This window comes from Erysipelothrix enhydrae (genome assembly GCF_035066605.1).
Lineage (GTDB): Bacteria > Bacillota_I > Bacilli_A > Erysipelotrichales > Erysipelotrichaceae > Erysipelothrix > Erysipelothrix amsterdamensis.
On sequence record NZ_CP125807.1, the window covers coordinates 1,114,187 to 1,131,015 of the forward strand.

15 protein-coding genes are annotated in these 16,829 nt (G+C 37.1%); 12 read left to right on the plus strand and 3 right to left on the minus strand.

Features of this window, described 5'->3' with window-relative positions:
* Positions 1-30: 30 nt before the first annotated feature.
* Entirely contained in the window at positions 31-1,077 is a 1,047-nt protein-coding gene (locus LLS04_RS05540; RefSeq protein ID WP_323610689.1) for a M24 family metallopeptidase, read from the minus strand.
* 94 nt (positions 1,078-1,171) lie between these two features.
* Between LLS04_RS05540 and LLS04_RS05545 the strand changes: the two genes are divergently transcribed.
* Complete coding sequence (locus tag LLS04_RS05545; protein ID WP_003773015.1) at positions 1,172-1,528, plus strand: hypothetical protein; 357 nt, start codon at positions 1,172-1,174, stop codon at positions 1,526-1,528.
* Positions 1,529-1,552: 24 nt separating this feature from the next.
* On the opposite strand, the gene LLS04_RS05550 is transcribed toward LLS04_RS05545, so the two are convergent.
* The gene (locus LLS04_RS05550; RefSeq protein WP_323610694.1) at positions 1,553-2,161 is read right to left on the minus strand and encodes a histidine phosphatase family protein; all 609 of its coding nucleotides are present in this window, start codon (positions 2,159-2,161) and stop codon (positions 1,553-1,555) included.
* A gap of 42 nt (positions 2,162-2,203) precedes the next feature.
* Positions 2,204-2,623, minus strand: coding sequence for a DUF2721 domain-containing protein (locus LLS04_RS05555; protein WP_123171748.1), 420 nt, complete (start codon positions 2,621-2,623; stop codon positions 2,204-2,206).
* A 133-nt stretch (positions 2,624-2,756) separates the two neighbouring features.
* On the opposite strand from LLS04_RS05555, the gene LLS04_RS05560 reads away from it, so the two are divergent.
* The 11 genes from LLS04_RS05560 to LLS04_RS05610 all read left to right on the plus strand — a co-directional run bounded on the left by LLS04_RS05560 (position 2,757) and on the right by LLS04_RS05610 (position 16,777).
* Positions 2,757-3,743, plus strand: coding sequence for a lipoate--protein ligase (locus LLS04_RS05560; RefSeq protein ID WP_013852671.1), 987 nt, complete (start codon positions 2,757-2,759; stop codon positions 3,741-3,743).
* A 126-nt stretch (positions 3,744-3,869) separates the two neighbouring features.
* Positions 3,870-5,000, plus strand: a complete 1,131-nt coding sequence (gene pdhA, locus LLS04_RS05565; RefSeq protein ID WP_003773019.1) for a pyruvate dehydrogenase (acetyl-transferring) E1 component subunit alpha — start codon at positions 3,870-3,872, stop codon at positions 4,998-5,000.
* A complete protein-coding gene (locus tag LLS04_RS05570; RefSeq protein ID WP_323610695.1) occupies positions 5,000-5,980 on the plus strand; it encodes an alpha-ketoacid dehydrogenase subunit beta in 981 nt (326 codons plus the stop codon). Before pdhA ends, LLS04_RS05570 begins: the two co-directional genes overlap by 1 nt.
* A gap of 20 nt (positions 5,981-6,000) precedes the next feature.
* Positions 6,001-7,581, plus strand: coding sequence for a 2-oxo acid dehydrogenase subunit E2 (locus LLS04_RS05575; protein WP_323610696.1), 1,581 nt, complete (start codon positions 6,001-6,003; stop codon positions 7,579-7,581).
* 19 nt (positions 7,582-7,600) lie between these two features.
* Positions 7,601-9,007, plus strand: coding sequence for a dihydrolipoyl dehydrogenase (gene lpdA, locus LLS04_RS05580; protein ID WP_003773023.1), 1,407 nt, complete (start codon positions 7,601-7,603; stop codon positions 9,005-9,007).
* A 389-nt stretch (positions 9,008-9,396) separates the two neighbouring features.
* Positions 9,397-11,175, plus strand: a complete 1,779-nt coding sequence (locus LLS04_RS05585; protein WP_323610699.1) for an ABC transporter substrate-binding protein — start codon at positions 9,397-9,399, stop codon at positions 11,173-11,175.
* Positions 11,176-11,254: 79 nt separating this feature from the next.
* Positions 11,255-12,226, plus strand: a complete 972-nt coding sequence (locus LLS04_RS05590) for an ABC transporter permease (protein ID WP_323610702.1) — start codon at positions 11,255-11,257, stop codon at positions 12,224-12,226.
* A 10-nt stretch (positions 12,227-12,236) separates the two neighbouring features.
* A complete protein-coding gene (locus LLS04_RS05595) occupies positions 12,237-14,096 on the plus strand; it encodes an ABC transporter permease subunit (RefSeq protein WP_323610703.1) in 1,860 nt (619 codons plus the stop codon).
* Between the two features lie 58 nt (positions 14,097-14,154).
* Positions 14,155-15,642: an oligopeptide/dipeptide ABC transporter ATP-binding protein gene (locus LLS04_RS05600; protein ID WP_301332393.1), complete on the plus strand. Its 1,488-nt coding sequence runs from the start codon at positions 14,155-14,157 to the stop codon at positions 15,640-15,642.
* Positions 15,643-15,644: 2 nt separating this feature from the next.
* On the plus strand, positions 15,645-16,586 hold the full coding sequence (locus LLS04_RS05605; RefSeq protein WP_323610704.1) for an ABC transporter ATP-binding protein: 942 nt from the start codon (positions 15,645-15,647) through the stop codon (positions 16,584-16,586).
* 2 nt (positions 16,587-16,588) lie between these two features.
* Positions 16,589-16,777 carry a hypothetical protein gene (locus tag LLS04_RS05610; RefSeq protein ID WP_323610705.1) on the plus strand — a complete coding sequence of 63 codons (189 nt, stop codon included), beginning with the start codon at positions 16,589-16,591 and terminating at the stop codon, positions 16,775-16,777.
* Positions 16,778-16,829 lie beyond the last annotated feature (52 nt).

The following is a 16,829-nucleotide window of genomic DNA, read 5'->3' on the forward strand; positions in this document are numbered from 1 at the left end:
AAATTAATACGAGTTCATTTCACAAGTGTTTCACTTTTTAATATCGGTAAACTCTTTTTTACATTGATTCATTACAAAGACACCATCCTTTGTAACGTGTACAAGGTCTTCAATTCGGATGCCACCTTTACCAGGAATATAGATTCCTGGCTCGATTGAAAAGCACATTCCGGGTTCAATGATTCGATCGTTTTTGGAAGAAACATCGAGGTTTTCATGACACTCAATACCAATTCCATGTCCTGTGCGATGTACAAAGTAAGGACCATAACCTGCTGCTTCAATAACAGCGCGGGTTGCTTTATCAACATCCGACAAACGTGACCCTGGCTTTACTGCATCAATACCCGCTTTATTTGCGGCTAGTACAATTTTATAGAGATGTTCCATCTCAGGGTTTTCGCCCATAAAGAAGCATCGTGTCATATCGGAACAATAGTCTTGATATATGCCACCCATGTCAATCAGTACGACATCGTCTTCGCGTAAGGTGCGACTTGATGGAACACCGTGGGGATCTGCAATGTTTTCAGTAAACAATACGATGGGTTCAAAACTTACCCCCGTTAACGGTGTTGTGCTTTGCTTTTCGCGAACAATTTCAGCGAGTTCAATTTCAGTCATACCAACTTTAAGCAAAGATTCCATTTCGAGCATAATGCGATCATTATGATGGGATGCTTCAATGAGTGTAGCGAGCTCTAGTTCATCTTTAAGCGTACGGATTTGTTCGAGGTATGTTGAACCATTAACAACCTTGTATCCTTTATTAATGAACGGGATTAAAAAGCGAGAAGCCCAATTTCCATCAACTGCGATATGTTTATCTGTGAGATAGCTTTCAATGAGTGATGTCGTATCATCACCATCTTCATAAACAATAGTTTTTATATCTTTGGGTGCTTCAAAAAGTTTGTTTAAAAACAAGATGGGTTCATGATCTTTTCCGACCAAAAGTGCAATCATGCGTTCACCAACGTCAAAACGATGGCCAGTATAGTAAAAAATCATCATTTTATCTGAGATAATCAGCTGTGATTCCTGCATTAGATTTGTTAGTTTATCGATTCTTTTCATAGTGTTACTCCTTTTCATCATTATACTCTTGGTATTAAGGCAAATGCAATGTACATATAAGTATGTTAGAATATGAAAGAAAGGATGATACTCTATGAAACAAGGACATGAATCACAAGTTATTATCGTAAATCGTAATCCTTACGATTCCAGTATTCAAATTGTCATACCACCGTTTCGTCCGATAAATCTTTTTGAAATTGAAGATAATTTTGAAGAAGTCAAACTAGAAATCGAAACAAAAATTATGAACCAAGAGGTTGCTGAACGCATAGTTCTATTCGTTTCCGCTTTTAAAGAATCGATGGAAGAAGGGGATGTCTTACCAATTGTCGAGTATTTTATTTCCAGTGATATTGAAAATATGGATCCTGATGAATTAAAGATGATCTTTGATGCAGTTAAAGAATTTATCACTCTGGTTAATGATGAGAATCGTTTAATGCATTAAAAAATCTCCTGCGGGAGATTTTTTTTATTGGTAATGCGATGTATCATTACGGTAAATTAAATGAGTTCCGTCTTCATCAATGATGATTTTAGTGAGACTTGTTGAATCAAAATCTTCTTGATTAATAATGGACGTTAAGTCATGGTTTATAAAAAAATTCGTCAATACTTTAAGTGTGATTCTGTGGGATACAAGTGCGATCGTCTTGCCAACATACTGAGTCGTCAGGTTTTTGACCACGGGAGCGATGCGGTGGTGAACATCTTCAAATCGTTCACCGGGACCAACAGGTGTGTAATGAAGGGGATCATTAAAAAATGCATACCATTGATCAGGATAATGTTTTTTAACATCTTGATGCAGCTGCCCTTCCCATACGCCCATTTCAATTTCTCGAATGCCTGGTTCTAATCGAATTGGTGTTTGTGGAAATACAAGTGCAGCAGTTTCTTGTGCTCGTTCACTGGTACTCACGATGACTTCATCAAAGTCTTCCGATTCTAAACGTTTTTGAAGAAGCATTGCTTGTTCTTTTCCTTCAGCGGTTAAAGGTGAATTTTTAGAACCTTGCATTCGATGTTCTTGATTCCATAAAGTTTTTCCATGGCGAATAAGATAAATTGTTGTTTTCATAATAACTCCTTGATTACAATTCATAAAAAAAGCACATAAGTGCTAATTGTTTTCATTTTTATTTTTAATATCTTGTAGCTGAATGGTAAGTGCTTCAATCGATATTGAAAGTTCTTTGAGTAGATAAACTAAAGAAATTACAAGAAGCACTAAACTGAGCGCAAATATGATGTGAGAAAATGTAACCATTGCTTCGTTATATTGTGCAAAAAGGGTTAGGAGCATACTGAGCACAGCTCCAATAAAACTCATTGCTCCGAGAACTTGCATGGACTTTATATATTTCATGCGTTTTTGAAGGTTTATAATTTGTGCGAGAATCTGTTTATTCGGGGAATCTTGATGTTTTTCGTAGAGGTCACGAATGAGTCCAGCAAGCACGACAAAGCGATTTGTATAAGCAAGCATAAGCAGCGAAATTGCCGGAAAAATCATTGCGGGTGTTTGTAATGTGAATTCCATAATTTAATCTCCTTTTTAGTTGTCAAAACGATAACGAAGTGAATGTGAAATATAAATTCACTTTAGTTGAATTATATCGCAATGGTCTTTAAAATGAAAGTGGATGTGGGAGATAGAGAGTGAGGTAACAAGTATGAGATACTTAAAAAATCCATCAACAAATCCTTATTTTAATTTAGCACTTGATGAATATGCAATGAAGCACATCAATTGTGAGGAGGATTTTTTCTTTCTATGGCAAAATGAGCCAGCGGTAATTATTGGTAAAAATCAAAATACCGTGGAAGAAATTAATCAGAAATTTATTGATGATAACAAAATCAAGGTTGCCCGTCGTGTTTCAGGCGGTGGCGCAGTATATCATGATTTTGGAAATCTTAATTTTACATTTGTGATTAATGTGGATGACCCAGGAAAAGTCAATTATAAGAAGTATGTTCAACCAATTATTGATGCACTTGCAAGTATGGGTATCAATGCTGAGGCATCGGGACGTAACGACATTTTAATTGATGGCCTTAAGATTTCAGGAAATGCGCAACGAATGGCCAATGGGAAGTTAATGCACCATGGTACGTTGTTGTTTGATGTTAATATTGAGGATATGGTTCAAGCGTTAAACGTTGATCCTGATAAAATTACATCAAAAGGTGTAAAATCAGTGCGATCACGTGTAACCAATATTAAGGAACATTTACCTGAAGGGACAGATCTTAAAACCTTCTGGGATGAGTTACAATACTTTTTATCAAATAAGGGGCAAGATGCGGAAATTATTCTCGCACCTGAAGAAATTGCGAAAATCGAATATGAAGCAATCAATCGATTTGGCACATGGGATTGGATTTACGGTGCTTCACCTGAGTTCAACCTAAAGAACAGTAAGCGATTTGCAGGCGGACGCGTTGAGGTCTTGATGGATGTAAGCGAAGGCCACATCGATAACGTTCGTTTTATTGGAGATTACCTAGGTTTAGAAGATGTTGCGGATGTTGAAGGACGCCTCCAAGGAACGCGTTTTAAACAAAGTGATGTCGATGCCGTACTTTCAGAAATGGATTTACGAAAATACTTTGGTATTATCACAAAAGAGGAATTATTAGAGTTGATGTTTGATTAGTTTCAAACAACAATATGAATTTTGCTCGAAAGTAGCAATATCGTTGAATGAAATGCGCTTACGTGTTACATTTAAACTGTAATTAGGCATTACCACTTAATGACCTAAGCAAGATATAGAAGGGAAATGGAAATTTCAATGGCACAAGTTAAGAAAGATAAAGCGTTGGATTTCGCTGCTCAACTTAAAAATGTTGAAAAGCTTTACCCAACATTCCAGATTCTTGATGAAACTGGAAAAGTTGTTAACAAAGAAATGTTACCAGACTTAAAAGATGAGGAGTTAGTAGAACTCTTTGAAACTATGTTATGGTCACGAGCATTAAACGACCGTTCAACTACATTAGCACGTCAAGGACGTCTTGGATTCTTTGCTCCTACTGCAGGACAAGAAGCAAGTCAAATGGCGAGCCACTTTGCATTTAATAAGGGGGATATTTTGTTCCCAGGATATCGTGATATTCCTCAATTAGTAAAGCACGGATTACCACTACATAAGGCATTCTTATGGAGCCGTGGTCATGTTGAAGGAAATAACTACCCTGAAGATTTCAATGCAATGCCTCCACAAATTATTATCGGTGCGCAAATTATTCAAGCTGCAGGAGCTGGAATTGCACTTAAAAAACGTGGAAAAGCTCAAGTAGCATTCACATATACAGGAGACGGTGGATCATCACAAGGTGATACGTATGAAGGTCTTAACTACGCAGGAGCATTTAAAGCACCTGTAGTGTTCTTTATTCAAAATAATGGATATGCGATTTCAACACCACGTCACGTCCAAACAGCAGCACCTACACTTGCTCAAAAAGCAGCAGCTGCAGGTATCCCTGGTGTTCAAGTAGATGGTATGGATCCCCTAGCAGTCTATGTTGCAACAAAAGCAGCACGTGATTGGGCAATCGAAGGAAATGGTCCAGTGTTAATCGAAACATTAACATCACGTTTCGGTCCTCACTCACTTTCAGGTGATGATCCAAAACGATACAGAACTCAAGCAAGTTTTGATGAATGGGATAAAAAAGATCCATTGATCAGAATGCGTAATTTCTTAACAGAAAAAGGTCTTTGGGACGAAGAAAAAGAAGTTGAATTAATCGCTCAAATTGATGATGAAATCAAAGAAGCAGTTAAACTTGCTGATTCACAACCAAAACAAAAAGTTTCTGACTTCTTAAAAAATATGTTCGAAGAACCAACAAACACAATTGCAGAACAAATTGAATATTTTGAAAACAAGGAGGGTAACAAATAATGGCACAACTAACAATGATTCAAGCCATTACTGAAGCGCTTGATATTGCCCTTGAACGTGACGAAAACACATTGATTTTCGGTGAAGACGTTGGGAAAAACGGTGGAGTATTCCGTGCAACTGACGGACTTCAAGAAAAACACGGTGAAGACCGCGTATTTGATACACCATTAGCTGAATCAGGTATTGGTGGATTAGCAATCGGATTGGCATTAGAAAAATACCGTCCAATTCCTGAAATCCAATTCTTCGGATTTGTATTCGAAGTTATGGACTCAGTTGTAGCACAAATGGCACGTACACGTTACCGTTTAGGAAATACACGTAACATGCCAATTACAATTCGTTCACCATTCGGTGGTGGTGTTCATACTCCTGAACTCCATTCAGATAACTTAGAAGGTTTAATGGCACAATCACCTGGAATTAAAGTGGTTATCCCATCAAATCCATATGATGCAAAAGGTTTACTTTTAGCTTCTATTGAAGATAACGATCCAGTTGTTTTCTTAGAACACATGAAATTATACCGTTCATTCCGTGATGAAGTTCCAGAAGGATACTATACAGTACCATTAGGAAAAGCTAATGTTGTAAAAGAAGGTAATGATGTAACAATTATTACTTATGGAGCAATGGTTCGTGAATCCATGAAAGCTGTTGAAACACTAGCAGCAGAAGGAATTTCTGCAGAAGTAATCGACTTACGTACAGTTTCACCAATTGATTTAGATACAATTATTGAATCTGTAACGAAAACAGGACGTTTAGTTGTTGTACAAGAAGCACAACGTCAAGCCGGAGTAGGCGCTCATGTTATGTCAGAAATCGCAGAACGCGCAATTCTTACATTAAAAGCACCTGTAGGTCGTGTTGCAGCACCAGATACAATTTTCCCATTTGGTTTAGCTGAAAACGATTGGTTACCAAACGAAGAAGACATCACAAATAAAGTACGTGAAATTGTTAACTTTGATTAATTTAGGAGGCGAAGTGCATAATGTCATTTATATTTAAAATGCCTGACGTAGGTGAAGGAATTGCTGAAGGAGAAATCGTTAGTTGGTTCGTTAAAGAAGGCGACACAATTAAAGAAGATGAACCTCTATTAGAAGTTCAAAACGATAAACTTGTTCAAGAAATTCCATCCCCAGTAGCAGGAACAATTACAAAAATTATGGTCGCACCAGGAACTGTAGCAACAGTTGGTGACGATCTCGTAGAAATCGTAGCAGAAGGCGCAGTTGCATCTGCACCTGCTAAAGAAGAAACAGCAGCACCTGCACCCGCAGCAGCTGCAGGATCATTTGTATTCAATATGCCAGATGTTGGTGAAGGTATCGCTGAAGGTGAAATTGTACAATGGTTCGTAAAAGTTGGTGATGACATTCAAGAAGATGCACCACTATTAGAAGTTCAAAACGATAAGCTTGTTCAAGAAATCCCATCCCCAGTATCAGGTAAAGTCATGAATATCATGATTGAAGCCGGTACAGTGGCAACAGTTGGACAACCACTTGTTGAATTTGCAGCAGAAGGACATGCTCCAGAAGCAACTCCTGCGCAAGCAGCACCCGTTGCAGCAGCAAGCCAACAAGCTTCAGGAAATGGCGAAACTTTCGCACAGAACAAAATTGCTGGACGTGTTCTCGCAATGCCATCAATTCGTCAATTTGCACGTGAAAATAACATTGATTTAACACTTGTTACAGCAACAGGTAAACATGGTCATATCCGTAAATCAGATGTTGAAGCATTTATCGCAGGCGGCGCAACTGCACCAGTAGTTGAAGCACCAGTAGTTGAAGCAACAACATCCGTTGAAGCAGCACCAGTAGCAAAACCAGCAGCAAAACCAGCACCAGTTGTTGTTACAGGATCTACGACACGTGAAAAAATGACTCCAACACGTAAAGCAATTTCAAAAGCTATGGTTACAAGTAAAGCAACAGCACCACACGTTACATTATTTGACGAAGTTGATGTTACAGAACTTGTAAATCACCGTAAGAAATTTAAAGAAATTGCAGCAGCACAAGATGTTAAATTAACATTCTTACCTTATATTGTTAAGGCATTAACTGCAGTAGTACGTAAATATCCAATCTTAAATTCAAGTGTTGATGATTCAACACAAGAAATTGTTTACAAAAACTTCATTAATATCGGTTTTGCAGCAGATACACCTCACGGTTTATATGTTCCAAATATCAAAAATGCTGATTCAAAAGGTATCTTTACAGTAGCTAAAGAAATCTCAACATTGGCAGCCGCAGCAAATGATAATACATTAGCTGGAGCAGATATGCGAGATGGTTCAATTACAATTAGTAATATTGGATCAGCACGTGGACTCTGGTTTACACCAATCATCAACTACCCAGAAGTAGCGATCTTAGGTGTAGGACGTATTGATAAGAAACCAGTTGTTCTAGCAGATGGAACAATCGGCGTTGGAAATATGTTAGCATTATCATTAAGCTTCGACCACCGTATTATCGATGGTGCCCTAGCACAAAATGCCATGAACGAACTCAAGAGATTGTTAAACAATCCTGAGCTTCTATTAATGGAATCTTAATTGGAAGGTGGAATAGTACATGGTAGTAGGAGATTTAGCTCTTGAATTAGATACAATTGTTATTGGTTCAGGTCCTGGTGGATATGTTGCAGCAATTCGTGCAGCTCAATTAGGTCAAAAAGTAGCAATTATTGAAAAAGACAATATTGGTGGCGTTTGCCTTAACGTTGGATGTATTCCATCAAAAGCGTTAATTAATGCAGGTCATCGATACCAAGAATCAATGAATTCAGAAACATTCGGTGTTACAGCTGAAAATGTTAAAATTGACTTCACAAAAACACAAGCATGGAAAGATGAGCAAGTTGTTAATAAACTTACATCTGGAATTGCAATGTTATTAAAGAAAAATAAAGTTGAAATCATTCGTGGTACAGCATTCTTTAATGACACACATCAATTACGTGTTGTAAATGATGAGTCAGCTCAATCATATACATTCAAACACTGTGTAATTGCAACAGGTAGCCGTCCAATCGAAATCAAAGGTTTCAAATTTGGAAAACGCATCATTGACTCAACAGGTGGATTAAACTTAAAAGAAATTCCTAAGAAACTTGTTGTTATCGGTGGAGGATATATTGGTTCAGAATTAGCAGGTGTTTATGCTAACTTAGGATCAGAAATTACAATCCTTGAAGGCGCTCCTTCAATCTTACCTCAATTCGATAAAGACATGATCAAACTTGTTGAAAACGAATTTAAGAAAAAAGACGTTACAATCGTAAACAACGCTATGGCTAAAGATGCTAAAGAAACAAAAGATGGTGTTGTCGTTACTTATGAAGTAGATGGCAAACCAGCAACAATCGAAGCAGATTACGTTATGGTTACAGTTGGACGTCGTCCTAACACGGATGATCTTGGTTTACAAGTAGCTGGTGTTGAGACAAATGAACGTGGTCTTATCACTGTAGATAAACAAGGACGCACAAGCCAAAAACATATTTTTGCAATTGGTGATGTTACTCCAGGTTTAGCATTAGCACACAAAGCTTCATACGAAGCAAAAGTTGCTGCTGAAGCAATCTCAGGCCAACCTTCAGAAATCGACTATGTTGCGATTCCAGCGGTATGTTTCACAGACCCTGAACTAGCAACTGTTGGATTAACTGAAAAAGAAGCTAAAGACCAAGGACTAACAGTTAAAGTATCAAAATTCCCATTTGGTGCAAACGGTCGTGCACTTTCACTCAATGCAGGTGAAGGATTCGTAAGACTTGTATCAGAAAAAGACACAGGATTACTACTTGGTGGACAAGTAGCCGGTGTTGGAGCAAGTGATATTATTGCTGAAATCGGATTAGCTGTTGAAGCACGCATGAATGTTGAAGATCTTTCATTAACAATCCATGCTCACCCAACACTATCAGAAACAGTTATGGATGCATCTGAAATTTCACTCGGATTGCCAATTCATATTTAATCTATATAATAAGGATGCGAAAGCATCCTTTTTTATTTGTTTCTTTAAATCGATGATAATTTTGTACTATCTTGCATTAATTTCTGAAAATTGTTTCAAGAATTCTTGCCAAATCAACGCGTTCTATGGATTTTTTGTGATAAATACTGATTTATTTTCATGTGATATTTTCATCTTCCACAGAATCTACATTCATAAACCCACTGATTAGTGGTTTATTTGCCTAAATACGCTAAATGAAAATTGTTTCATAGATTTTATGATTTATTTTCATAAAATTGATAATATACTGAAAAACCAATTGACAAATTTTCTGTATCCTATATAATACATTCATACAGTATCACTTATCTGTATCAATGTTTGACAACAAAAGGAGGAGAATTACCATGAAAAAATTAATGATTGCATTCGTTGCAGCGTTATTGGTTCTTACTGGTTGTGCATCACAAGGTTCATCCAGTACATTAACGGTTGCTGCCCCTGCTTCACAAAATGGTGACTTTGTGGAAGGGTTCGGATCAAATGCCTATGACCGATGGGCAACTAACTTAATGCACGTTGGTGCAAGCGTTTTCTATATCGATCGCGATACTTCAGAGATCAAGCCAAATCCTAACTTCGTAGAAAGTCACGAAGTAAAAGCAGACAGCGAAGGAAATAAAACGTATACCTTCAAAATCAAAGGTGGCAACAAATACTCTGATGGAACAGAAATCACAGCTAAAGACTACGTTATGGCTATGTTGTTCCGTACACATCCAGCTTGGATGAAAGTTGCATCAATGGAAAGTACCGGAGACGAACTTTTAGGTTACAACGCATACAGTACAGGGGAATCAAAAGTTTTCGAAGGCGTTAAATTAATCGATGACAACACATTCTCATTAACAATTGATAAAGCAAACTTGCCTTACTACTTTGAAGCAAGTAAAGCTGATATCTCACCTGAACCAATGCATGTTTGGTTTAAGGATGCTAAATTAAATGCTGAAGGAAATGCATTCGACAACACACCTGAAGAAATTCAAGCAGCTGTTGAATATGTTTCAACAACTGAACGATACAAACCAACTATAGTAGTCGGGGCGTATAAGTTAGAAAGCTATGAAAATGGTACAACAATTCTTGTTAAAAATGATCAATATGCAGGAAACTACGAAGGTCAAAAACCTGAAGTTGAAAAAGTTGTAATCCGTCAAGTTGACTCAAACGTTACAGTACAAGCGATCGAAAAAGGTGAAGTTGATTTATCACCAGGTAACATCGAGGGTGAATACATCAATAAAGCAAAAGAACTTGAATTACAAACAGTTAACTATCCACGTAATGGATTTGGTAACATCACATTAAAAGCAAACAAAGGACCTACTCAATATAAAGAAGTACGTCAATCAATTGGTTACATGTTAAACCGTAACGAATTTGTTCAAAAAATTGCTGGTGGATACGGTTCTATAGTTAACGGACCATTTGGACTATCACAATGGTTCTATAAAGATAACAAGGACAAGATTGAAAGTTCACTGATTGACTATACTTACAACATTACTAAAGCAAACGAATTACTAGATCAATCAATCTACAAATTCGAAAAAGATGGTGTAACACCATTTGATGCAAGTAAAGCAAGTAAAGATTATGCTCGTTACGATGCAGATGGAAATAAACTTGTTGTTAAACACTTTGGTTCTGAAAAGAACTCAGTAACAGATTTAATTGTTTCTCAATTAGTTCCTGCAGCTGAAAAAGCTGGTATGGAATACTACATTGAGCAAGGAGAATTTGCTACATTAGGTGCATACATGCAAGGACGTGAAGAGAATGACTTTAATGCATTTAACCTTGCAACATCATTCACATCACTATACGATCCATGGCAAAACCATTCAAAATATGTTGGTACAGGTTTAAACTGGAGTGATATTTCGGATCCAGAACTTGATGCAGCTATTGAAAAGGTACGTCGTATTGAACCAGGAAACCGTGAAGCTTATTCAGAAGCAGTTGTAGAATACTTCCAACTTTGGAATGATCTCTTGTTCCAAATCCCTCTCTACTCAAATCTATACCATGATATCGCGTCAAACCGTGTTAAAGGTTTAGAAAAAGTAACACCAGAGATGGACTGGTCAAAAACTATAGAATATATCTCAATCGAAGGATAATTTGAGTTATAATTGAATGTAAGTACTATAAGAAGTGTCAATCGGCACTTCTTATAGTCGTGTTAAAAGGAGAAAAACGATGTTTAAGTATATGATAAAACGGATTATGTCGTTGATTCCTGTTGCGATCATCATTTCAATCATGCTATTTTCATTAGTGAAAATGATGCCTGGCGATCCCGTAATAGGAATGATAAACCCAGCGATTAAAGATCCAGTACAATACCAAAGGGCTTATGATGAAGCTGCAGAGCGCATCGGTCATAACAAGCCACTCCCAGAACAATATGTTCGCTGGGTAAAAAACACACTTTCGGGTGATTTAGGGATTTCAACATCTAAAAACAAACCCGTAAAAGAGGTTATTGCAACACCACTAAAAAATACAGTATTTCTTAATATAATTTCTACAACAATTGCGTTTGTTATCTCAATTATTGTAGGTATTAAATCAGCCGTGAATCGTGGCGGAAAATTTGATAAGTTTTGGCAAGTCTTTTCACTTGTCGGAATGTCAATGCCAACATTGTTAATCTCGATCTTGTTAATTTACTTCTTTGCAATTAAATTAAGTATCTTCCCTACAGGTGGTATGCCACTTGCTGGAACTACAGGGATTGCATATGTGGGTCAATGGTTCCGTTATGCAGCCTTACCAATTATCACATTAACTATTGGTTCATTTGCATCGACAATTCGATATGTCCGAAATGCAATGATTGAAGTGTTAAACAGTGATTATATTCGTACTGCACGTGCTAAAGGGTTATCAGGAAAAGTCATTGTCTATTCGCATGCGTTTAGAAATGCTTTAATTCCTGTTGTAACGGTTCTTGCAGGTTCGATTGCTGGTATTTTTGGGGGTGCCGCAATTACTGAACAGATCTTCTCGTGGAACGGGATTGGAAACGTCTTGATTCAAGGAGTTGGTAGTCGCGATCTCATGCTTGTATTAGCGATGAACATGTTCTATGCAATCTTATCACTCGTTTCAAACATTGTTATGGATATTGGATACGCGATGGTTGACCCTCGTGTTAAATTAGATTAGGGGTTTTGATATGGACAACAATAAGAAAAATTCACTTTGGTCAAGTATCAAATCGATGTTTGCTAATCTGTTTAAGAGCGGTGGGCAAAGACGCGAAGAACTTGAAGATTTAATCGCTGATGATGTGGTAATTAGCCCATCAAAACAAATTGCGAGAAACTTTTTTGAAAATAAATTAGGTGTTACAGGACTTGTAGCATTCATATTAATATTTGTAGTTGTATTTGGTACCACAACATTTAGACCGTATAATTCATATGATCATGAAACAGTATTAAATAACTTAGCGCCTGGGACAAAATATTTAAATATTCCCAAGGAAATACAAGGCAAAAACATTGATACAATAAGCAGTGGTACTTCATACTCTGTTGCATTAGATGATGCAGGAAAAGTACATTTCTGGGGACAACGCCCTGATAAGAAATTTAAAGTGGATCAAATCGTTGAAAAAACTAAGAATAGTAAAATTAAGTCACTTGCGTCGGGAGATAAATTTGTTGTTGCAGTCACCGAAAACAATCAATTTATTGGTGTAGGTGAAAATACATTCTCTCAAACAGAACTACCATTTGATGTCATGGAAGAACTTGGTAGTGACAACATTGTTAAAGTAGCAGCAGGAAAACGTTTTACTGCGATTGTTACAGATACAGGAAAAATCTATACATGGGGTAGTGTTCTTGAAAACAACCTCGATAATATTCCGAAAAGCATCCAAGGTCGTGTTAAAGACATCGCAATTGGACAATTTAACATTATCGCTTTACTTGATGACGGTTCATTGACAGCATTTGGTCAAGGTGGTACTGAAGTAGGTGCCATTCCGACAGAATTAACAGATGGTTCTGTAAAAGTTACTCAAGTAGAACTTACTAAGACTTCAGCAATGGCTTTAGATGCTGATGGTAATGTTCATACATGGGGAGCACACGGTAAATATCAAAGTATTCCAGAACTTGATGGTAAAGTAGTGCAAATTGCATCAACCTTGTCATCATTTAACGCACTTACAGAATCTGGAAGTGTTTATGCTTGGGGTGAAGGTAAATTTAATTTAACGGATGTTCCATCATCAGTAACAAACGTTAAAAACAAACAAATTTTCTCGGATCATTTCCAATCATTTGCTGTGAGCGAAGATAATCAAATTAATGGTTGGGGTAACAAAGGTTTTATCTTGGGAACGGATGACATGGGACGCTCAATTGGAGAACGCTTGCTTTATGGTGGTCGTATCTCATTAACAGTTGGTGCGATTTCAATGATTATTTCTACCCTCATCGGTGTGCTTGTTGGTTTAATTGCTGGATTCTACGGTGGTTGGGTTGATAACTTACTCATGCGTATTGCTGAAGTTATTAGTGCTTTCCCATTCTTACCGCTTGCAATTACCTTATCGGCTTTATTACCTTCCTCAACAACACAATCGCAACGTCTTGCGATGATTATGGTTATTTTAGGGGTTATCTCTTGGCCGGGTGTTGCACGTCTTGTACGTGGACAAATCTTAGCTGAACGTGAGAAAGATTTCGTTCTTGCTGCACGTGCATTAGGCCTGAAAGAAAAAACAATTATTATTCGCCATATCTTACCAAGTGTATTTAACTTTATTATTGTTAATATGACACTTGGATATGCATCAAGCTTACTTACAGAAGCTGGATTGTCATATTTAGGATTTGGTGTTAAGCCACCTTCACCATCATGGGGTAATATGCTCAATGGTGTTGCAAATACAACAGTTATTGAAAATTACTGGTGGCAATGGCTTCTACCAGCACTCTGCGTTATGCTTACAGCCTTGTCTGTTAACTTAATGGGAGATGCACTTCGCGATGCAATGGATCCGAAGTCGAACCAGAAGTAGGGGATGGTAGATAAAATGAAAAATACAGAAAATTACAAAGTAAGGATGGGATTATATAATGGAAAATAAAGATAATCGCGTTCTCATAAAGGTTGAACACTTACAAAAATATTTCCCAATTAAAAAATCCAGTGTTTTCCAACGTAAACAAGAATATGTAAAAGCCAACAAAGATATCTCAATTGAAATTTTTGAAGGTGAAACATTAGGACTTGTTGGAGAATCCGGTTGTGGTAAATCCACGTTTGGTCGTACATTAATTCAATTGTACGATCAAACAGGTGGTGTATCACTTTATTATGGTGAAACAATTGAAGAAATGATGCCTGAGTACGTACGCGGAGTATATAAATCAATACCAAAAGTTTTTGGTAAACATGATGCAGAATACAAAGCGATTAAAGACCTTGAATCAAAAATTGAAGGAACATCAGGTGAAGAATTTATTGAACTCAATGAATCTTTGCGTCTTTTAAAGATTGCATATGAGACAACATACGGAAATATTTTCCGTCTTGCAGGTGGACTTCTTGTTCATGATAATCTGAACGAAGTAAGTAAATTGCTTCTTTCAAAATATCAAAAAGGGAGTGCAGTTGCGAAGTTACATAAAGAACTTGAAATGGAAACATTACGCAATACCATGCATGATAAAAAAGCAAACGGTAATGTATCAAGTTTAAAAGAAAAATTAGCAGCAGCTCAAAAAGAGCTTGATGACGTTAATGTGGTTATTAACGAAATGAAGGCAAAATTATCATCACATGATAATTTTGAAGAATATGAATCTTTACTTGATGATGGTATCGATTTATCATCATTAAACAAACAAGAGATGCGTTTCTTACGTAAGGATTTACAAATTATTTTCCAAGATCCATATTCATCACTTGATCCTCGTTTTACCGTAGGAAACATCATTGGAGAAGGGCTGATTGCTCATAAACTCTTCAAGGATGCAAACAGTGACGAATACAATGAATACATTATTGATATAATGGAAAAATGTGGACTTCAGAAAGAATTTATACACCGTTATCCTCACCAATTTTCAGGTGGACAACGTCAACGTATTGGGATTGCTCGTGCATTAGCGCTTCGTCCTAAGTTTATCGTTTGTGATGAAGCTGTTAGTGCATTGGATGTATCCATCCAGTCTCAAGTTATTAACTTACTTCAAGATCTTAAAGATGAGCACAACTTAACATACCTATTCATTACCCATGACTTGGGTGTGGTACGTTATATTAGTGACCGTATTGGTGTTATGTATTTTGGTAACTTGGTTGAACTTGCACCTGCTGAAGAAATCTTCAGTAATCCGCAACATCCATATACCAAACAATTGCTTGCAGCGATTCCTCGAATGGAAAAAGATGAAGCAGAGATTGCGGAACTTCTTAAAGTTGTTCCAAATGGCATCTTCGATTTCACATTTGAAGAAACCGGTGAAGCTGATAAAGATTGGTATGAAGTGGCACCAGATCACTTTGTAGCATGTCGTCTGCTTAATGCCGAAGCAAAGAACAAGAAAGGAGGTATGTAAGCATGGCTTTATTAGAAATTAAAAACCTACATACCTACTTTGATACAAAACGCGGCTTGGTAAAAGCGGTTAATGGTGTTTCTTTCTCTGTAGATGAAGGACGCACATTGGGTATTGTTGGTGAATCAGGAAGTGGGAAAAGTCAGACAGCAATGTCTATTTTACAATTGTTTGAATCAAACCAACGTATCTATGAAGGTGAGATTATCTTCAACGGTGAAGTTCTATCGGATTATACTGAAGAACAATTACGTAAAGTTCGTGGAAATGATATTTCTATGATTTTCCAAGAACCAATGACAAGTTTAAACCCAGTGTTTACAGTTGAACGTCAAATTAGTGAAGTATTAATGCTTCACCAAGGTATGACAAAACAAGAAGCAAGTCAACGTGCACTTGAAATGCTTGCATCCGTTAAAATTCCTCGTCCAGAGAAAGTTCTACAAAACTATCCTCACCAATTATCAGGTGGGATGAGTCAACGTGTTATGATCGCGATGGCGCTTGCATGTAATCCTAAGCTTTTAATTGCTGATGAGCCTACAACGGCACTTGATGTTATTATTCAAGCAGAGATTCTAAAATTAATGAACGATCTCAAAACAGATTACAACACATCAATTCTTTTTATCACTCATGACCTTGGTGTTATCAGCCAAATGGCAGATGATGTAATTGTTATGTACGGTGGTAAGATTGTTGAAGCGGCACCAATCAAAGCAATCTTTACAGATGCGAAGCATCCCTATACGAAACGCTTATTAAACGCATTCTTAAAAACGGATATCAGCGGACGTAAAGATCGTAAAGAAGTTGAAGCGCATCTCTATTCTTCAGAAAATGATGTTTATGACTTCTATAACTTTAAGACAAACGCAATTGCGGATGTTGATTGGCATTGTGTTGGTGAAAACCACTACGTTGCATGTAATTTAAAGAAATAATTATGTTGAATAAACGAAAAAAAAGAAAACTACTAACTGAAGAAGAAATTCAAGAAAAGTTTAAAGATGTTGAGTTTGAGAAAAATGATACGACGGCGATGATTATTGCCGCAATCGTGACACTCTTACCAGCACTACTCCTAGTATTAGGATTAATCTATGGACTTTTATGGCCGATCTTCATTGGCTAAAGACACTAAGGAAGCCGTCTCAGGACGGCTTTCATTTATTTATCACAGTGTC